17 protein-coding genes are annotated in these 16,981 nt (G+C 49.1%); 10 read left to right on the forward strand and 7 right to left on the reverse strand.

Annotated elements, in window-relative coordinates:
* On the forward strand, positions 1 to 315 hold a 315-nt coding region (locus tag ACJMM9_RS01690; RefSeq protein ID WP_405323224.1), incomplete at its 5' end, for a hypothetical protein.
* 74 nt (positions 316 to 389) lie between these two features.
* Here ACJMM9_RS01690 and ACJMM9_RS01695 read toward each other — a convergent pair.
* The 3 genes from ACJMM9_RS01695 to ACJMM9_RS01705 all read right to left on the reverse strand — a co-directional run bounded on the left by ACJMM9_RS01695 (position 390) and on the right by ACJMM9_RS01705 (position 2,239).
* On the reverse strand, positions 390 to 1,565 hold the full coding sequence (locus ACJMM9_RS01695; RefSeq protein ID WP_405323226.1) for an RNA-guided endonuclease InsQ/TnpB family protein: 1,176 nt from the start codon (positions 1,563 to 1,565) through the stop codon (positions 390 to 392).
* Positions 1,566 to 1,722: 157 nt separating this feature from the next.
* On the reverse strand, positions 1,723 to 1,944 hold the full coding sequence (gene infA / locus ACJMM9_RS01700; protein ID WP_405323228.1) for a translation initiation factor IF-1: 222 nt from the start codon (positions 1,942 to 1,944) through the stop codon (positions 1,723 to 1,725).
* The gene (locus ACJMM9_RS01705) at positions 1,922 to 2,239 is read right to left on the reverse strand and encodes a hypothetical protein (RefSeq protein ID WP_405323230.1); all 318 of its coding nucleotides are present in this window, start codon (positions 2,237 to 2,239) and stop codon (positions 1,922 to 1,924) included. Before ACJMM9_RS01705 ends, infA begins: the two co-directional genes overlap by 23 nt.
* 97 nt (positions 2,240 to 2,336) lie before the next feature.
* Between ACJMM9_RS01705 and ACJMM9_RS01710 the strand changes: the two genes are divergently transcribed.
* The 4 genes from ACJMM9_RS01710 to ACJMM9_RS01725 all read left to right on the forward strand — a co-directional run bounded on the left by ACJMM9_RS01710 (position 2,337) and on the right by ACJMM9_RS01725 (position 4,983).
* Complete coding sequence (locus ACJMM9_RS01710) at positions 2,337 to 3,149, forward strand: sigma-70 family RNA polymerase sigma factor (RefSeq protein WP_405323232.1); 813 nt, start codon at positions 2,337 to 2,339, stop codon at positions 3,147 to 3,149.
* A 77-nt stretch (positions 3,150 to 3,226) separates the two neighbouring features.
* Positions 3,227 to 4,051, forward strand: a complete 825-nt coding sequence (locus ACJMM9_RS01715; RefSeq protein ID WP_405323234.1) for a hypothetical protein — start codon at positions 3,227 to 3,229, stop codon at positions 4,049 to 4,051.
* A gap of 4 nt (positions 4,052 to 4,055) precedes the next feature.
* Complete coding sequence (locus ACJMM9_RS01720) at positions 4,056 to 4,253, forward strand: hypothetical protein (protein WP_405323236.1); 198 nt, start codon at positions 4,056 to 4,058, stop codon at positions 4,251 to 4,253.
* Positions 4,254 to 4,446: 193 nt separating this feature from the next.
* On the forward strand, positions 4,447 to 4,983 hold the full coding sequence (locus ACJMM9_RS01725; protein ID WP_405323238.1) for a hypothetical protein: 537 nt from the start codon (positions 4,447 to 4,449) through the stop codon (positions 4,981 to 4,983).
* A gap of 33 nt (positions 4,984 to 5,016) precedes the next feature.
* Here ACJMM9_RS01725 and ACJMM9_RS01730 read toward each other — a convergent pair whose 3' ends face one another.
* Genes ACJMM9_RS01730 through ACJMM9_RS01745 form a run of 4 tightly spaced genes read right to left on the reverse strand, consistent with a single transcriptional unit; the run spans position 5,017 to position 10,031 of the window.
* Positions 5,017 to 5,349, reverse strand: coding sequence for a hypothetical protein (locus ACJMM9_RS01730; RefSeq protein ID WP_405323239.1), 333 nt, complete (start codon positions 5,347 to 5,349; stop codon positions 5,017 to 5,019).
* Entirely contained in the window at positions 5,349 to 6,188 is an 840-nt protein-coding gene (locus ACJMM9_RS01735; RefSeq protein ID WP_405323241.1) for a hypothetical protein, read from the reverse strand. The genes ACJMM9_RS01730 and ACJMM9_RS01735 overlap by 1 nt, the downstream gene beginning before the upstream one ends.
* A gap of 40 nt (positions 6,189 to 6,228) precedes the next feature.
* On the reverse strand, positions 6,229 to 7,020 hold the full coding sequence (locus ACJMM9_RS01740; protein WP_405323243.1) for a hypothetical protein: 792 nt from the start codon (positions 7,018 to 7,020) through the stop codon (positions 6,229 to 6,231).
* 17 nt (positions 7,021 to 7,037) lie between these two features.
* Positions 7,038 to 10,031, reverse strand: a complete 2,994-nt coding sequence (locus ACJMM9_RS01745) for an LAGLIDADG family homing endonuclease (RefSeq protein WP_405323244.1) — start codon at positions 10,029 to 10,031, stop codon at positions 7,038 to 7,040.
* Positions 10,032 to 10,190: 159 nt separating this feature from the next.
* Here ACJMM9_RS01745 and ACJMM9_RS01750 point away from each other — a divergent pair, with 159 nt between their 5' ends.
* The 5 genes from ACJMM9_RS01750 to nrdG all read left to right on the forward strand — a co-directional run bounded on the left by ACJMM9_RS01750 (position 10,191) and on the right by nrdG (position 16,973).
* Positions 10,191 to 11,153, forward strand: a complete 963-nt coding sequence (locus tag ACJMM9_RS01750) for a galactosyltransferase-related protein (protein WP_405323247.1) — start codon at positions 10,191 to 10,193, stop codon at positions 11,151 to 11,153.
* The gene (locus tag ACJMM9_RS01755) at positions 11,150 to 11,893 is read left to right on the forward strand and encodes a hypothetical protein (RefSeq protein WP_405323249.1); all 744 of its coding nucleotides are present in this window, start codon (positions 11,150 to 11,152) and stop codon (positions 11,891 to 11,893) included. Before ACJMM9_RS01750 ends, ACJMM9_RS01755 begins: the two co-directional genes overlap by 4 nt.
* Positions 11,894 to 12,106: 213 nt before the next feature.
* Positions 12,107 to 13,669 (forward strand): AAA family ATPase, encoded by a 1,563-nt coding sequence (locus tag ACJMM9_RS01760; RefSeq protein WP_405323251.1) that lies wholly within the window; start codon positions 12,107 to 12,109, stop codon positions 13,667 to 13,669.
* Positions 13,670 to 13,893: 224 nt separating this feature from the next.
* A complete protein-coding gene (gene nrdD, locus ACJMM9_RS01765; protein ID WP_405323253.1) occupies positions 13,894 to 16,467 on the forward strand; it encodes an anaerobic ribonucleoside-triphosphate reductase in 2,574 nt (857 codons plus the stop codon).
* On the forward strand, positions 16,467 to 16,973 hold the full coding sequence (gene nrdG / locus ACJMM9_RS01770) for an anaerobic ribonucleoside-triphosphate reductase activating protein (RefSeq protein ID WP_405323255.1): 507 nt from the start codon (positions 16,467 to 16,469) through the stop codon (positions 16,971 to 16,973). The genes nrdD and nrdG overlap by 1 nt, the downstream gene beginning before the upstream one ends.
* Positions 16,974 to 16,981 lie beyond the last annotated feature (8 nt).

Consider the following 16,981-nt stretch of genomic DNA (forward strand, 5'->3'; position numbering starts at 1 on the left):
GTCGAACCCATCGCAGACCCGTGGGCAAACTGCAAGACCGTTGAATGCGAACCGAAGCCGATTGCCGAACTCGAAGCCGAGGCAGCCCCGAAGGCCAAGAAGGAACGCAAGCCGCGCAAGACGCCGCTTGAACGTGCAGAAACCACAATCGCCAAGCTCGAAGGCCAGATCGGTCGCCGCACTGTGTTGCTCAAGCAGCTCAAGAAGCCAGTTACCAAGGACGAACGCCTCGTCAAGTGGAAGGCTTCGCTCAAGGAACTCAAGGCTGCCTACAAGGATCTTGTGAAGGCTGCCAAGAAGTCCAAGACTAAGTAACGCTTGGTATAAAACGAAATTACGCCGTACCAGAGTCTGGTGCGGCTTTTTTCGTATTTGACATACTCCCACGACTAAAGTCGTGGGATTCTGGGAGTTGCCACGGATGGGCAACATGTCTCAAAGGTAGATGCCCCTACCTTACATAAATTTATTGCAGCGTTCCTATCCCTATCATGTTCTGCACCACAGCTAGGACATATCCAATGACGGATAGATACATCCTTCAATTCGTGGTTCCGATAACCACATTCGGAACATAACTGACTAGATGGATACCACTTATCTGCGTACATAACCGTCTTACCAGTCTTATGTGCTACATATTCAAGGATATTCAAGAATGTGTTGACCCCGAAGTCGTACATGGACTTCTTGTACTTCTTGGATAGGTTAGCCAGGTCTAGCGTCTCAAACACCATCACGTCGTAGTCACGGCACATCTGCCGTGCCAACTTCCAGTGCATATCCGAACGCTGATTAGCCACCTTCTCATGTAGCTTCTGCAATGTACGCAGCGAACCTCGTTTACCTTTAGACCTACGGTATTTCTCCGATAAGTTCCTTAAAGAATTGAGATTCTTCCGCAAAATTTTAGGCATACTGCAATCATCACCGTTAGAGGAAACCAAGAAGTTGTGCAGACTGAAATCAAAGCCAACGATTTCACCCGATTTTGCCCATTCGGTCTGTTCACATTCTTGCTCAACGACGACGTATATGTAGAAGCCATTACTCTTGCGTTTGACGGTCAATGTTTTGACATTGCCATCGAAATCCCTGCTGTTCCAGTAGGGGAAGTCTTTCTTGCCTATCTTAACCTTGTTGAAGTCGTGGAACTTATATCCAGCTTGCTTCGTCGTGAACGAATGATATTTAGCCGTCTTCTGGAAGTGAGGAGGATTAGTCTTCTTCCCAGTCTTTAGATTGGAGAAGAACAACCTATATGCTCGGTCTATTCTATCCGTTATATCTTGTATGGCTTGCGAAGGAACTTCGTTCCATTCTGGATACTGTCGTTTCAATTTGGTTAAGTGCTTCTGCAACTGATACTTGTTCAACATCTTATGGTAGATGCCGTAGTACCTACGATGCAAAGCTATACAGTGGTTGTATATCCGACCAGCAATAACAAGTATGCCGTCGAGATACTTCAACGCATCCCGATTATACAACTTATACTTGTATGTCTTCAATTCAACCATAGATAAGCAAAATGCCCATAGAACGCTTAATTTGCCCGTCAGCATTCTATGGACATTCTAAAATCTAACCTTGATAGGAGGACGGGCAAGAACTCTTATCATAAATAAGTTTATAACAATCTACAAAAACTTTTCCTATTTGGCAACCTGTTTCATCATCCCACGGCTGAAGCCGTGGGCTTTCCGTTCAGCGTAAACAAATTTATTTGTATCTGTAGATGATACGACCCCTATCTAGGTCGTATGGAGAGATCTCGACGATAACTCTGTCGTCGGTCAGAACTCGTATGAAGTTGCGCTTTTCCATCTTTCCACACAGCCGCGCAACGACTGAGTGCCCGTTGTCGAGCACTACCGTAAAGAATCCGTTACCACGTTCCTCGGTGACTGTGCCTTCGACACTAATGCATTGTTCCTTTGCCATTCATTTCCTTCAATAATGATTTGATGTGGTCTTCGATATATACATATTCATAACTAATGCTCACCACGTTATCGTTCTTGACGGAAAGTACCAGCATGCTCGATCGGTTGCGGTAAATGTTGAAATTACGCCGATCGATGCTAGCATCTATGGAAATTGCGAAATCTCCGTATACGCGGCGGTTCCTTCCGTCGATCTTTCGAACCTTCGTCAGCTTGCCCACGGCTTCGACGGCGAGCTTTCGGAACGCCTCTTGGCCCAGGTTCAGGACAAGTCTATCGTGTATATCTGTCATTGATGCCATCGGAGTTCAGTTTATCAAGATGGCGTAAAAATTTGGAATTCAAATTTAAAAGTATTATATTTATAATCAGCTTTTCATCGAGTTGTGGATGAAAACACATGAAGAAGATCGCAGTACACGTCTGCTCATAGAGGAGACTAAGAAGTTTAAAATTCTTGGACGGGATGCAGAACGCAAACTGTTCGAGGAATACAACAGAATCAAGGATTTTCGCCGAAAACAAGAGATAAAAGCGGCTATAGTCCAGTCATACCTCAGATTCGTTCTCGCCGTCGCCAAGTCATACAAGAAGCAGAACGGACTCCCAATCAACGACTTCTACGCAGAAGGCAAGCTCGCCCTTCTGGAGGCTTTCGAGAAATTCGACTACAAGACCGGAACGAAGTTCGGTTCGTTCGCCGCCTACGAAGTCAAGCGCCACATGAACATGATCGTCAATAATTGCGACATGGTGCGTGTCCCCGTCAAGACGAGGCACGATGTCCTTGACGCGAAGAAGAACGGCGAGGCCGTGGACAAGTTCAAGTACGGCGTTCTGGCCGACAATGCCATAAGGGAGACAACCTCTTTCTCGGCGTATGTTGGGAACGATTCCGATCACGGCGACTGCCACATGACTGTTGGCGATACGATAGCCGCGTCCGACCAGACGGACAGCCAGCACGGCGACGATTTGCTGCGCGATTCCCTTCGAAATGTCATGGAAGACAACTTGAGCGCAGAAGAGAATAATTTATTACGAAGATTGTATGGCTTGGATGGCTACGAGGACACCGTCAGCGAAATATCCTCCGAACGAAGGGTCAGCAAGGAGCTTATACGCCGCATGCGTACCAAGGCACTTGCTAAACTGCGAGGGCTCCACGAAGTCGCCGAGTTGCGAGCTTCCTGTGGTACGTGATGGGTCTTCTAAATTTTATAACTGGACTGTTCCATGGCGACAAGGTGGAAGTTGAATATATAACTCAAAGGTCGAATATGAACGATACTCTAATTTTTACTGGTGAACCGGACTATACGTCAGTGATAAGCAATGGTTCCGCTGACGGTAGCGGAACTCCGATCAGCCCAAGGATTATCCAGCAGATGGCTCAAGAAGATGCGCGTCTTAACGCTTCGCATCCGATTGCTGGCCAGCGTCCCAACCGTGGTCGCGGTGTCGGCGTGGCTACGCATCAGCCGCCGCCGGGTGCGCCGATCAATCCGCCGAACCCGAACGGTAACTACGTGCAGCCAGCCAACTTTGGACAGTTCGCTGGCGGTTATAACGTGCAGCCTAACGTACCGAACGGCGTACCGCAAGGCAATTACATGCAGACAAATGTTCAAGGTCAGCCTCAAGGCGGAATCAACATTCCGATTAACGGCGCACCTCAACAGCAGAATATGGCCGCACAAGCTCCGGTCGGTCTCTTGGCCGAACCGTTCTCCGAACTTGTCATCACCGATACAGAATGTCATTTGTTCGTAGACCTTCCTGGCATTCCGAAGGAGAACATCGGTATCAAGCTTACGCAGAACAACGAAGTCGCTGTCACGTTCAAGCGCGAGACGCATGTATCCATCATGTCCGCCGAAGCGAGGACGACCCAGAAGAAGGGCACCAAGAAGAAAAAGGACGCTACGAAGTGGGCTGCACAAGTCAACATTCCAGAATATCTTCTCGGCGAGCACACCGTTGTATACAGTATCATGAAGCCTGTTGACGAGAACCGCATCAGCTGTTCGTTCGACCTTGGGCAGTTGCATGTGGTTCTCGGCTTCAGGACTCCGCTCGAAGGCAAGTCGATTGCGATTGGGTAGCGCTATGATGAGACTGTGCGATATTACAGATGAAATGGCTGCTGAAAAGAAGGCGGCTATCGTCGAGAGGGCAAACGAGCTCGACTGTGAGGTGTACTTCATTGACGGTATGGACAAGGCTATCGTCGGAAGTCACTACACGAACGAAGGGAACGTCGTCGCGGTCTATGAACGCGGCTTGTGCCTCGAATGTCTTGCGTAGCAGTTCTCTGCGGATTGCTCTCATGACGAGGATCCGTATGAACAAGCTATCGATTGGTTCGAATACAATACGCTTGGTTCGCTACCGGGCTTGCACGAGAAAGCGCCGATGATAATCGAAATCCTTTAGCAAAGAGGTCGCCGCAAGGCGGCCTTTTGTGATAAACTGTATATGTTGATTATGAGAAATGTCTATGACGATGGTTGAAGCGATAAAAGAGATATGCGGTGACGACCAGCCGCTGTGCGAAGCGATCCTCGACTTGTACAAGCAAGTCCCAGACCGCACCACCTACGCGAGCGTCGGAGCGCGTCTATGGCGATGCGTCCAGTCGTGCCATGAAGGAAAACAGCTTGGCGCTATCCTTGCGCAGAAGGGCATGATGGTTCCGAAGGGTGTCATGATGCGTGTCGCTGGCGCTATCTTCCGTATCTATGCTGGTAACGCCAGCACTAATCGAATCGTATCGTTCAATCCGTCGGTCGGCGAATCGCTTCCGGACAGAATCCTAATCAACATCGCGCCGTGGGTCAGTAGGTATTACCAGACTCACGAAGTCTCCTACAAGGACGATTATAACGACATCGCGTACAACATCCTAGCTGAACACAAGGATGAACTCATTTCACTCATTGACGAGACATTGACATCAAAGGCCGAGCATCAAGACTTTGTCGATACTTCCATAGACAAGCTGCGAGAAATGAATACGACACAAGCGGACATATAAGAAGAAAGCCAGTCGATCGACTGGCTTTTAAATTTAGTGCTTACCGCAGTTGCATCCGTGATGGACTGTGGCTATCGCCTTTCGGACTACGCTTCCGACCTTGTAGGCCATCTTGAGTCCAGTGACCTTCAGCTTCTCCGGAAGTATCCAGACATAGTCCTTGATTTGCGGAAAGTCCGTGGACAGCTTCTCGATCGCCTTTGAACCGACGAATTTCTTCCCGGTCGCGTCGACGTACTCGAAGTCCGACTTGTACGCACCGATGGGGACGTACTCGACTGAATCACCGAGCTTGCGGCTGACGAGTCTCTTGAACTCGGAGCATACCGGACAGTCGCTATCAAAGAAAAGCTGCGGCTTCTGCATTATAGGGCTCCCATAAATCCGAACTTGACGCGCTGTTCTTCCGGCTGGTCTGGCGTGATCTTCTGCTTGACCGTATAGTCAGGCACTGGGCCGAACACGTCTTCCATGAACTCGTTGATGTCGTCGAACGAGGCTGCCTTCTTGTCGCGCATGTTTTCGCTAGCGCACTTCTGAGCCGCCTTCATAGGACTTTCATCGTAGTTGCCGCCATTGAAGCTTTCGGTCTTTGCGGTATCGTTGAACTTCATGACATTGAAGATGTCGGAAAGCTTGATTTCTCCCATCGGCTCGATCTCGTCTTGCTCGAAGGAGAATTCCGGCCAGCATCCAGTGTCGCTGCATTCGTCAGCGCATTCCGTCGGCTTGGCCGTCATGATGTTGGAACCGTCGGTACACTTCACGACGAGAATGACCGGGATTTCGCTGCAAGTAGGCTTCACGAAGTCACCGACATTGTACTTTACCGCGCAGTTGGGGTCGCACAAGTCCATGCATTCGGAGAGACCGTTTGCAAGTGATTTCTTGAGGCTCAAACCACCCGCATGAAGGCCGAGACCTTCTTCCATGGCGCGTTCGGCTTCTTCGTCCTGAGAACCGAAGATTGCTTCCTTGGGCTTTGCACCCTTGGTCGGCGTTGCGCAGCTTCCAAGTCCAGCGGTTCCCTTGACTTCGTAGGCTTTGACCTCCGGATCCGGGTCGTATGGCTGGTTGCCCATTTCGGCATCAAGTACCGTCGCTCCGAAGTCGTCGTCCTCTGGTTCGACGTCTGGCTGAGCCATTGCTTCAAGTTCAATGGATCGAGTGAGTTTCCTCAGTTGTTCAAGTTCGTCATACGGCATAATTTTATTCCAAGTCGTTTATGCCTAGTTTATCAGTTCGTTAAATAAGTGATGCGAACACCTTAGTCATGATGGACTTCAATGCATTGATTGTCTGTGCATGATACTGTGACGGCAAGGTCTGAAACAGTTTTATAAGCGTTGGATTGTTTTGTAGCTTACGTAGCATGTCGCCGACTGATGTTATGTGTTTCCGTTCTTCTGGATCCTTTAACCGTTTCAACACTAGCGTAATGATTTCCGTCATTCTTGCATAAAATTCGCCAAGATCTGTCCAGTATTTAGACTTGTCGGACGATTTGTTATTTTGTAGTGTTTGCTGATATACAGTAATCATTTCGGCATCATGGGCGTCTGCTACATGGCGTAATTCGTGAGGTAGACGTCTCTGTAAGTCACGCTTTATATTTTCTGCTGGCTGGTCGGTGTGGATGTATATGGTTATTTCGTCGTAAATGCCAGCTTTGGCATAACCTGAGTTCGTGTTTCCCTTACATACAGAAAACCTAAGAATGACTGGAAGATTAAACGCATTCACGAACGCATCGTCTAGGCCAGGAATTTTATGCATATCAATGAGCATAGCTCGCTTATCAAAATTGAAATTAGCCTTAGCTTGTTCGAGTAACCAATCGTATGAGTTCTCCGGCATGTGTTCAATTACCCATTCGGTTACTGTCAAGATGTTCCTTGATGTAGCAACGAATTTCTCGGCAAGGTTATCGTCAAAGTTCAAATCATCGAGTGTAACACCTTCGAACAAGCTGTCTGGGCATTTGTCTGAATGGGTCATTTCATACAATGTTTTGATAGTATTGACTAGGCTGGACATAGGTTACCGCTTTTCCATCAGTTTATGCCATTAGTTGTTTCTAGGTCTTGCTGCTGTTGCTGAAGACGGCCTATTGCAAGCTGTTCTCGCTGGGCAATCTGGTCTTGTACGAACTCTAGGGCACGGTTGGTCTCCTCGCCAGTATTTCCGATTGCAGTGAAGGCGAGTTCGAGACCCTTGAGGAAGTCGACTTCCTCGACGTTTCCGCCTTCGAACATCGGCGATGCGGCGTAGTAGATGCACCAGTATAGCGAAGTCACGTGGTCGTCGTGGTTTCCGCCAGTAGCGCCCCACTTACGTCCGGATTCTGTCGTCGTCGTGAAGGACATGAGTTCGTTGATTGTCGCCTCGTCGTGCAGCTTGCAGTAGAAACGCTGGACGTACAGCTTCAGAAGCATGACGGCGGCTTGCTTGATGGTGTCGGTAGCCCACATTCCGCGAAGCTTGTTGTCGTAGTGGACAAGGTTCTCGTACTGCAAGTTGTTGAACATGATACCGAGCGTACGAGCGCCTGGGCCGTTGTATTCGATAGTAAGCGGCGGGAATCCATATCCCTTGAGTACGAGGTAGGAATATGCGCAGAAGTCTTCGATAGTCACCGTATTGGACGACATGACGAAAACTTGTTCGAGGTCGATGTTGCTCTTTGCCAGAAGAATCTGCAGAACGTGATAGTCCTTACGGATACCGTAGCCAGTATCGATTGACGCGATATAAGTCCAGCCGTTCAATTCCATCTTCTGACGGATAATCGGCTTCTGGAACATTCGCATCTGGAAGTCCGGCGGCGTGTTGGCCATCTTGAGCGGGTCGTCCGGTTTCAGTTTCTGCAAGATTTTATAGTCAATAAGTGTCACTGCAGAACCGATGAACTCGCACTCGTATTCTTGTCTGAACTTCTGTTCGCCGATACGCGCCATTTCGTCGATACCCCACTGGGCATCACGACCGGGCACTTCGTTCCACTTCACGACTGAACGGACGTAGCGAGAGGTCAAGTCGTGGTAGGAAGCCGTGTTCTCGTCGACGGCGTCTTCCCACATTCTGTAGAAATGGTTAAGACCTTGCGGCGTCTGAAAGCCAGACATTCCATTATATATGACGGAATGCGCCCATTCGCTACCATCATAATTATCGTCATCAAGCGAAAAATCGTAAACTTTGTTAAATGATTTCGTGATTTCAGTAATTGGTGTCCATACACAATCTGGCTCGGCGTTTTTAAACACGTCGTATTTTGACCAAACGGATTCTGGTAGCTTTGACTTGATTTCAAGCACCAGCTTGCGGTTCAAATGTATGTCGTGCTTGTCGCAGATACCGCCAGTGAGCTTGAATTCCTTGTTTGTCAGCACACGTTCTTTCTTCAATCGGCGGATTTCTTGCGCAGCGAACGGTATGTAATCGTAGCGACTAGGACGCTGTTTTTTGCCGGGTTGGACGAACCGCGTATCGGACTTACGTGTTAAGCCGAATCCGATTTCGTCAAAATACAAGTCGACCATACTCTGCTGGTTGATTTCGATAGACCAAGTCTCGCTAGATACCTTTACACGAGCGGTCGGCTTGATATATGCATGCGTCATTGTTGATAAAATGCCGAAGTTTGCCAGTAATACTCGTAATTGGTCGATAAGGCGTTTAGATGCCGACGTGTATGATAGTCTTTTCCGGTTCTTGTTGGAACATCCATCTCCATCAAACATGCCTCTAATCATGGCGGCGACATTTCGTTTAGACATCCGCATGAGGCGAGTCGGAATAATTTTACTGTTGGCGTGTCTATGTGGGTCAAATCCTACATATTGAAACAGCTCCACAAGGCTTGCAGATGATATCTGATAATGAAAATCATCTCGCTTATAAAATGTTAAGCCCAGGTTGGTAAACACAGAATCTATGTTATCACCACATGTAATCATCAAATTTTGGTTGCCAGCATGAGTATTGATATTGCCTTCGGCGATATATAGGCCGAATAGATATGCGATTGCCTCGGTGATTTCGGTCAAGTGGCCAAACTTGAAGCTACGGTGGTGCTTCGTATTACTGTCGTCGAAGTCAATCTTGTCGTCTCCCCAGCAGTTCATGCCGTACTTGATCATTACGTAGTCGCCGACCTTCAGCTCTTGTGCGCGACGGATCTGATAGACGCCGTCGCGGCAAGTCCAGAACTTGTGCATCAATGAGGTTTCGACTTCGGAATACCGAGTTGAAATGACTCTGGTTTCCTTGGCCGCACCGTCGTTGTGCATTATATGCCCTCGGTTCATGCCATATCGGCCTAATACTTGGTATTCTGGGACTTCGTATCCTAGAACACGTCCGTCATCGATGATGAAGTCTTCGACCGTTTTAATGCCATCTGGGGTGAATACCATGGTATCCTTGGTGACACAGCTGGTGATGATAACGCGGGTCTTCTTACCGGAAGAAATTGACGGGAACACGGAAGCCATGAAGTCGTCTGCCAATCCGTTTCTCAAGAACGCAAATTCGTCCAAGTAAAGTAGGTTGGGAGAGAAACCACGGACGCCGTCCGGAGTCGTTGCGGCCACTAGGATACGAGTATTGTTCGAGAACTGAATACTCATCTTGTTCCATAGCTTCACGCCGGGCTGAAGCCAGAATGGCAGAGCCACGTATGAGTCACGGAGCAACTGCAGCTGTTCCTTGGCCAAAGCCAACTTGTTTGCGAGCATGGCCACGAGCTGGTCGCTGTGGAACATTGCGTACCATAGGATGAAGCCACGCACGATCGTAGATTTACCGACCTGACGGCTCCATTTGTTGATGTTGAAGCGGTATTTTAAGAATCTCTTGACTGCTTCGTCTTGGAAGGGCCACGTCTTGAATAACTGCATGCCATTATCTTTCGTGTTAATGTACATATAGTTATTCATGAAGTAGAGAGGATCCAATGCGCACTTCTTTATCTCGTTCAGCTGCTTAGGGCTGAGCTTTACTGTCTCCTTCGCGTCACGAAGGTTTGTAATTCCGTTGAATGGCATTTAAGTCCTTTTTGAAATTATTTTTGCTATATTTCCATATAGAGTTTATCAAACGAGCTGTATATGCCCAATTTTTCGATAGTAATGGCTTTCATGGACGGTAAGAACTCGTTCAGACGGCGCAATCTATTCGCTGTAATCGATCGGTGTATAGAACTAATGCCGGACGCCGAAATCGTCATTGCTGAACAAGGCGAGTCGAGCCAATCGGAAAAACTTTCAACCTACAATCCGCACGTCAAGCGCATCCAAGTCGACGACGGAACTCGCTTCCACAAGACGAAATTGCTTAACGAGGCTATCAAGGCAGCCGAATCGGATGTCATCGTCATGGTCGACGCGGACAGCTATTTGAACGACGAAGCCGCGAAGTCGATAGAGAACGGCACCGAACTTCTTCGTAGGAACTGTTGCGGAATCCTTTATCCGTACGACGGCGTCGATTACTTGACCGAGGCCCATACGAGGACGCTGCTCGGCGGCGGAACAATCAACTCGAAGTTCTGTTTCCATGGTGTGCATATCCAGCGGCAGACTGGCCTTTGCAACATGTACTTGAAATCCACTTGGGAAGCTGTCGGCGGATTCGACGAGGACTTCTATGAATGGGGCGCTGAAGATGATGCGTTTACGTACAAGATTAAGCGCCTTGTAGGCCCGGTCTGCCGTACGACTGGCTACATCTATCATCTGTTCCATCCGCAAGTCAACACGCAAACGTACCAAGCGTCGTCCGTCTACACGTACAACCGCAAGCTGTGCGCTTGCATCCGCCGTATGACCAAGGAAGACTTGGACGACTATGTAGCCAAGAAGGTGACGCTCAACGAACTTGTCGAAAAGTACGACAAGAAGAAACGCTTGAATGTGCGCTTGAGGTGGGCTTGTACGCCGAAGACTCTCCTCACGATCGATACCACGATTTACGACATCGACTACGAGGAAGAAATCAGCTTCACGAAGATTCTGCAAGCGGTCATGGCTGAAGATGGCCCCGGCTACATTCCGACCTTCGTCCAAGAAATCTTCGATCCTATTCCAGACTTGTCGGACGAACAGCGGAAGGAGATTGCCGACTTCGTGGAGAAGTCGAAGCAAATCGTGGAGAACGGTGACGAATGATCAGTTTCGGTAAAGACCTTGGTGCCTTCGAGGGCGAATCGAAGTACGACATGCTTGCCGTAGCCGTGGCTCGTTCCATCGGTGTCGAGACGAAGTTCTCGTCACCCAATGACAATGCGAAGCTGGGAGTCACGCAGTTCGGTGGCGGCCTTGTGCGCCGTGCCGAAGGTAGGAACAATGTCTACATTTTCCACGATTGGTATGACCATTATACCACGAAGCTCGGAAAGTATGACAAGGCGATTTTCTTGGGTAAGTTCGACCATCCGGCGATGGATCGTGCGGTCACGCTGGAATCGTATCCAGTCGCCCATGGGATGCCTCGCCCAGAAGATCCGAAATTTCCTATATTGATCACTGGCGAATATGAAGGATACTGTCATGACTGGCTTCTGTCGAAGGTCAAGGAACTGCTTGAAACGAAGTACATGTGCATCCGAATCACTTGTCCGTACGGCGGCATCGCTGCCGACAACGATGGGTATTTCAAGATGCTGGGCGCTCTGAAGCACATGATGATAACCGAACGCGACGTTCTCGACTGTCCGTTCACTTCGATCGGTCTGCTCGGCGATTACATGGCTTCGGCCAAGTACATTCTGCATTGCGGCGGACATCGCGGTATGGTACACTCGATGGCGGTTGACACGAAGAAATGTATTTCGTATACTGGGGATGACCACTACCGTCCGTCGATGATCTACGAGCTGAACGCTAGGTTGTTGCCATATACAAGGTGATTTGCTATATTTTTCTTAAAAAGTATATTGATGGAGTATTACGATGTCACACAAAACAATCATTAAATGGTTGAAGATAGTGCTGTTTTCGGCATTTGCTGTGAATATTTTGCGCGTGTGTATACGCACTTGGAAGTACGGCGGTTCAAAGTCTACAGTGACCGTACAGTATGATGATGGAATGCCACCTGAAGATATGCAAGTGGGGATGTAATGGCTGACAAGGAAAATATTGGTACGAGGCTGCTCGACGACCTCGGAAGCATGCTTCTGAATATCGAGATCGACAGCGACCTCTGGGTTGGCAAGGACAGAAAAGCGAAGCTCCGTTATTTGAAGAACAAGCTGTCCGGCGAAAATCGAAAGAAGCTCATCAACGTGGGTACGCACCTAGTAGAGAGTGTGATTGACATAGTAAAGTCCAACGCAAGCGGCCCTATGAAGGACTACGCTGACGTTGCCGAGACTGCATTGAACCTCGGCAAGGCCAGCATGATTATCAACAACTTGTTCGTGTCCCAGAAGTACGAAGTCCATACCGACTACGACGAACTCGCGAAGTTCATGGGATACAAGAACGGACAAGCTATCCATACAACGCAGATGGACTCGACTGGCGATATCTGCCGTGCGCTTGTCGAAATGAAGCCGGAAATTCAAGAGAAGTACGGCATCAAGATTACGAAGACGCATCGTCCGCCTACGACTGGTTCTGGTACTGGCGGAGAAATGGTGACGGTCTATCTTCTTGCGAAGTACAAGAAGGTGAATGTCGGCATTGAAGTCAACTACTACAACCAGAAGAACAAGGACAGCAACGTCAATCAAGATGCTGGCTACAGCTACATCAACCTTGGCGTCTACAATGCTGACATGTTCGGTCTGTCCGATTCCGACGACGAAGACAACGTAGACATCCTTGACGATGTTGTACACATCATCTATGCGAACTACATTTCTTCCATCGACATCAAGAAGAACTTGATCAAGATTGATGGCGGCCATTTCCATACGGAACCTCGCCGCAAAATCAACTTCGACATTCACAATATCGACCTTGCCGACATGTCCAAGACTTGCCGCGCAGTGCTTTCGTCCAAGCGCCGCCGTGGCTACATTCTCCAAGGCGACCCTGGTACTGGCAAGACCGTCTCGATCCACAAGCTCGTGATGGACTTTACCGATGTCCCGGTGTTCTGGATTTCGTCCGACTCGTTGAACGACACTGGCAAGATTCGTAGCGTATTCCGCATTCTGAACATGTTCCCCGGCTCGATCTTCGTATTCGACGATATCGACGGCAACGACTTCAGCAAGAAGGACAACCTCACTACGACGTTCATCACTTGCATCGACGAGACGAACTCCAACAAGTTCTCTGGCGTTATCATCATGACGATCAACGACCCGCAGCGAATCAACTCGACTATCAAGACTCGTAACGGTCGTATCGACGAAGTTATCCACGTCAAGAATCCGGAAACCTTCGACCAAGTCTTCGACGTGATTACGCAGAGGTACAAGTGCCTTGACGCTTTCATGCCGAACTGGATGGATGGTCGCAGTGAAGAGTTCCAGAAACTGGTTCAGACGATTATCTCAGCGAACTTCACCCACGCGCACATCGCTGGCATCATCAGCGACCTCGTGGACTTGTATCCAGACGGATACACCATCGAAGACTTCGCGTCGTCGGTGAACAAGAGAATCCAGAGCATTGCCAACGCGGCGATGGTGACTGGCTCCGACGGCCACATCGTCGAGGCTAAAAAGTAAGTAAAAAATAATTAACGTCGAAACTGCGCTGGTTTCGACGTTTTTATTGGTATCGCCCCGAACGGCATCTATATATGGTATAAATATCAACAAGATATCAACAATATATAGTGGTTCGGGGCATTTTTTAGGGCGATTTTCTGTTTGCTTTCGGATTTGAATATTGCTAAACTTGCCTTTACCGAAACGATAATTTAATCTGCCGAAACGGCAAAAGAGATGTTATGTTAACACAAGTAATTAAGCGCGACCATCGTAAGAAACCGTTCGATACGAAGCACATTTATGACGCAATCGAGGCGGCTTTCAAGGATTGCACAACCCAGTACACCAATGACATTCTTGACGGACTTGTAGGCGAAGTCGTAGACGACTTGTCAGCTGGAGGTAAGAAGTCCGCAAAGGTCGAGGACATTCAAGACACCATCGAGAACGTACTAATGGACAACGGCTTCAACTGCGTGGCCAAGGCGTTCATCAAGTACCGTCAAGACCGTGCTCGTATCCGTGAGAATGAAAGCGGCGTGTATGCGTTAATACGTAAGTTGAAGCATGCAAAGCTCGCTAGCTCCAACATCTTGAGAGACAATGCGAACGAATCTGGTGCTACTCCGGCTGGCATGTTCGGCAAGATTGCCAGCGAAACTAACAAGCTGTACAACTGCTTGAACTCCATGAGCCGCAAGTATGCTGACGAACACGCTGACGGATCCATGCATATCCATGACCTCAATTTTTATGACTTGTCATTCAACTGTCTTTTTGCCCCGGTAGGCAAGTTACTAACGAACGGCTTTGACTCTGGCACTGGCTTCTTGCGCAGGGCCAAGTCTATCCAGTCTGCAGCAGCATTGACTGCGGTTATCCTCCAGTTGCAGTCGAACCAGCAGTACGGCGGTATCGCTGCAGACAATATCGACTTCGATCTCGCACCGTTTGTCGACGAATCTTTCCGTAAGAACCTTGCACGTGAACTGAACCGCTATGCGATGTATTCTCATGATCCGGATTATGCGATGTTCCTCAAGCAACAAGCCGAGACGGAAGAGTTCATGATTAAGCGTGTCTCGAAGAAGCTTGCTGAAATCGGCATAACGATGGACGCTCCGCTCGCCGATTTGTACAACGTATATCGTCCAGAATGCGTCGCTACGGCGATTGAATGTACCGACAATGACACCCATCAAGCCATGGAAGCGCTTGTCCACAACTTGAACTCCTTGCAGTCTCGCTCTGGAAACCAAGTGCCGTTCTCGTCGTTGAACTTCGGCCTCGATACATCCAACTGCGGACGAATGGTCAGCAAGAACCTTGTTAGGGCCCAGTACGAAGGTATGGGTGACGGACTCACCGCAATCTTCCCGATCTTGATTTTCAAGCTCATGAAGGGCTACACGAAGTATGTCGGCGATCCGAACTTTGACTTGTATCTCCAGTCCATCGACTGCCTCGCTCGCAGATTCTATCCGAACTTTGTCCGTGTTGACTCCTCCTTCAACAAGCCGTACATCAAGTACGAGACGAAGGAAGTCGTGCTTTCTGGCGGAAGGATGATTTCTCACCGTGGCCAGAACGATTACATCATGGTCACCGACGACACCGACATCGACACTCCGAAGGGAGAGTTCCCGGTCTACTCCGTCAACCTCGGTATCGGCGAGAACTGGGACATTGTCAAGTGCAAGGGCCGCAACGCAACTCTCCGCCGCGTGATTCCGAATACGACCATTTCTACGATGGGATGCCGTACTCGCGTCATCGGCAACATCAACGGTGCCCAGCAGACGACTGGCCGTGGAAACTTCGCATTCCACACGATCAACCTTCCGCGTCTCGCAATCGAAGCCCACCTTGAATCCGTGAGTGTCGAGCATCGCAAGGAAATCTTCTTCAAGAAGCTCGACGAAATGCTCGAAGATGCAAAGGGAAGCCTCATCGAACGATTCAAGCTCATCTGCGACAAGACGTACGAGAACTATCCGTTCACGATGCAGCAAGGTGTCTACTACACTTCTGACGACAAGGAACACGACATTCATGACAAGATTGCCGATGTCTTGAAGCAGTCTACATTGAGCATCGGTTACATCGGTATCGCCGAAACCGTCAATGTCATCACTGGAAAGACCTTCGGTATCGACCACGATGTCGACGAGTTCGCTATCAGCATCGTCAAGCACATCCGCGACTTTACGGACGCTTGCCAGAAGGAAACCCACTACAACTGGAGTACGTTCGCTACTCCGGCAGAAGCTGTCGCTGGCCGCTTTGCTACGATCGACAAGAACAAGTTCTCCAAGGAAGTCAAGGACGAGAACGGAAACCTCATGCTCGTCGCCAAGAACAAGAAGCTCGCCGACGTCAATCTGCAGCGCTTGTTCGGCAAGGGCTACTACACGAACTCTCACATGATGGACTTCTCTCTCGACACCTCGCTTGAGAACAAGATCAAGACCGAAGCTCCGTTCCATGCGCTCACCAACGCTGGCCACATCTTCTATTACAAGCTCAACGGCGACCTTACCAAGAATACCGCCGCTGTGAAGGCTTGTATCGACGCGATGTACGAAGGCGACTTGGGATATTTCACTTGTACGATGGACAGTGACGACTGCTTGAAGTGCGGTTTCCACGGAATCATCGACAACGTTTGTCCGAAGTGCGGCTGTAGCGATGAAAGATATTTTGTGCGTGTCCGTCGTATCACCGGATATCTGACTGGTTCTCCCAGAAAGACCATCCGCTGGTCATGGAATGACGGCAAGCTCAAAGAACTCGACGATAGGCATAACATCTAATGAACTACGGTAATATCGACTTCATGAGTATCGTTGACGGCGAAGGCTGCAGAGTCAGCCTTTTCGTCAGCGGTTGCCGCAACCATTGTCCGGGTTGTTTCAATCCGAAGACGTGGGACTTCAATTTCGGCAAGGAATTTACTCCCATCGAGGAGAACGAAATCATCGAGGCTTGCAAGCAGCCCTACATTGATGGTCTCACCGTCGTAGGCGGCGAACCGTTCGAGGAGGAGAACCAAGCTGGCCTCCTTCGTTTCCTCGCTAGGTTCAAGACAGAGTGTCCGAACAAGACGCTTTGGATGTTCACTGGGTACGTCCTCGAAAAGGACTTGCTCAAGGGGCAGAGAAAGCACGTAGAAGTGGTCACAGACCGCATTCTCGACTTGGTGGATACTTTGGTCGACGGGCCGTTTATCCAAGCCCAGAGAGACCTTTCCTTGCGATTCCGAGGCAGTAGCAACCAGCGGCTTCTGTCGAGGGCGGAAATCGCCGAATTGCGGAAATAAGAAAGGCG

It is taken from the genome of Fibrobacter sp., from assembly GCF_045112255.1.
Classification (GTDB): domain Bacteria; phylum Fibrobacterota; class Fibrobacteria; order Fibrobacterales; family Fibrobacteraceae; genus Fibrobacter.

Bases quoted from the DNA above. Each gene is read 5' to 3' on its own strand.
- ACJMM9_RS01705 (WP_405323230.1), bottom strand. From the start codon at position 2,239: ATGACAGATATACACGATAGACTTGTCCTGAACCTGGGCCAAGAGGCG.
- ACJMM9_RS01730 (WP_405323239.1), bottom strand. From the start codon at position 5,349: ATGCAGAAGCCGCAGCTTTTCTTTGATAGCGACTGTCCGGTATGCTCC.
- ACJMM9_RS01735 (WP_405323241.1), bottom strand. From the start codon at position 6,188: ATGCCGTATGACGAACTTGAACAACTGAGGAAACTCACTCGATCCATT.
- nrdD (WP_405323253.1), top strand. From the start codon at position 13,894: ATGTTAACACAAGTAATTAAGCGCGACCATCGTAAGAAACCGTTCGAT.
- nrdG (WP_405323255.1), top strand. From the start codon at position 16,467: ATGAACTACGGTAATATCGACTTCATGAGTATCGTTGACGGCGAAGGC.
- ACJMM9_RS01720 (WP_405323236.1), top strand. From the start codon at position 4,056: ATGATGAGACTGTGCGATATTACAGATGAAATGGCTGCTGAAAAGAAG.
- ACJMM9_RS01755 (WP_405323249.1), top strand. From the start codon at position 11,150: ATGATCAGTTTCGGTAAAGACCTTGGTGCCTTCGAGGGCGAATCGAAG.
- ACJMM9_RS01740 (WP_405323243.1), bottom strand. From the start codon at position 7,020: ATGTCCAGCCTAGTCAATACTATCAAAACATTGTATGAAATGACCCAT.
- infA (WP_405323228.1), bottom strand. From the start codon at position 1,944: ATGGCAAAGGAACAATGCATTAGTGTCGAAGGCACAGTCACCGAGGAA.
- ACJMM9_RS01725 (WP_405323238.1), top strand. From the start codon at position 4,447: ATGACGATGGTTGAAGCGATAAAAGAGATATGCGGTGACGACCAGCCG.
- ACJMM9_RS01745 (WP_405323244.1), bottom strand. From the start codon at position 10,031: ATGCCATTCAACGGAATTACAAACCTTCGTGACGCGAAGGAGACAGTA.
- ACJMM9_RS01715 (WP_405323234.1), top strand. From the start codon at position 3,227: ATGAACGATACTCTAATTTTTACTGGTGAACCGGACTATACGTCAGTG.
- ACJMM9_RS01710 (WP_405323232.1), top strand. From the start codon at position 2,337: ATGAAAACACATGAAGAAGATCGCAGTACACGTCTGCTCATAGAGGAG.
- ACJMM9_RS01760 (WP_405323251.1), top strand. From the start codon at position 12,107: ATGGCTGACAAGGAAAATATTGGTACGAGGCTGCTCGACGACCTCGGA.
- ACJMM9_RS01750 (WP_405323247.1), top strand. From the start codon at position 10,191: ATGCCGGACGCCGAAATCGTCATTGCTGAACAAGGCGAGTCGAGCCAA.
- ACJMM9_RS01695 (WP_405323226.1), bottom strand. From the start codon at position 1,565: ATGCTGACGGGCAAATTAAGCGTTCTATGGGCATTTTGCTTATCTATG.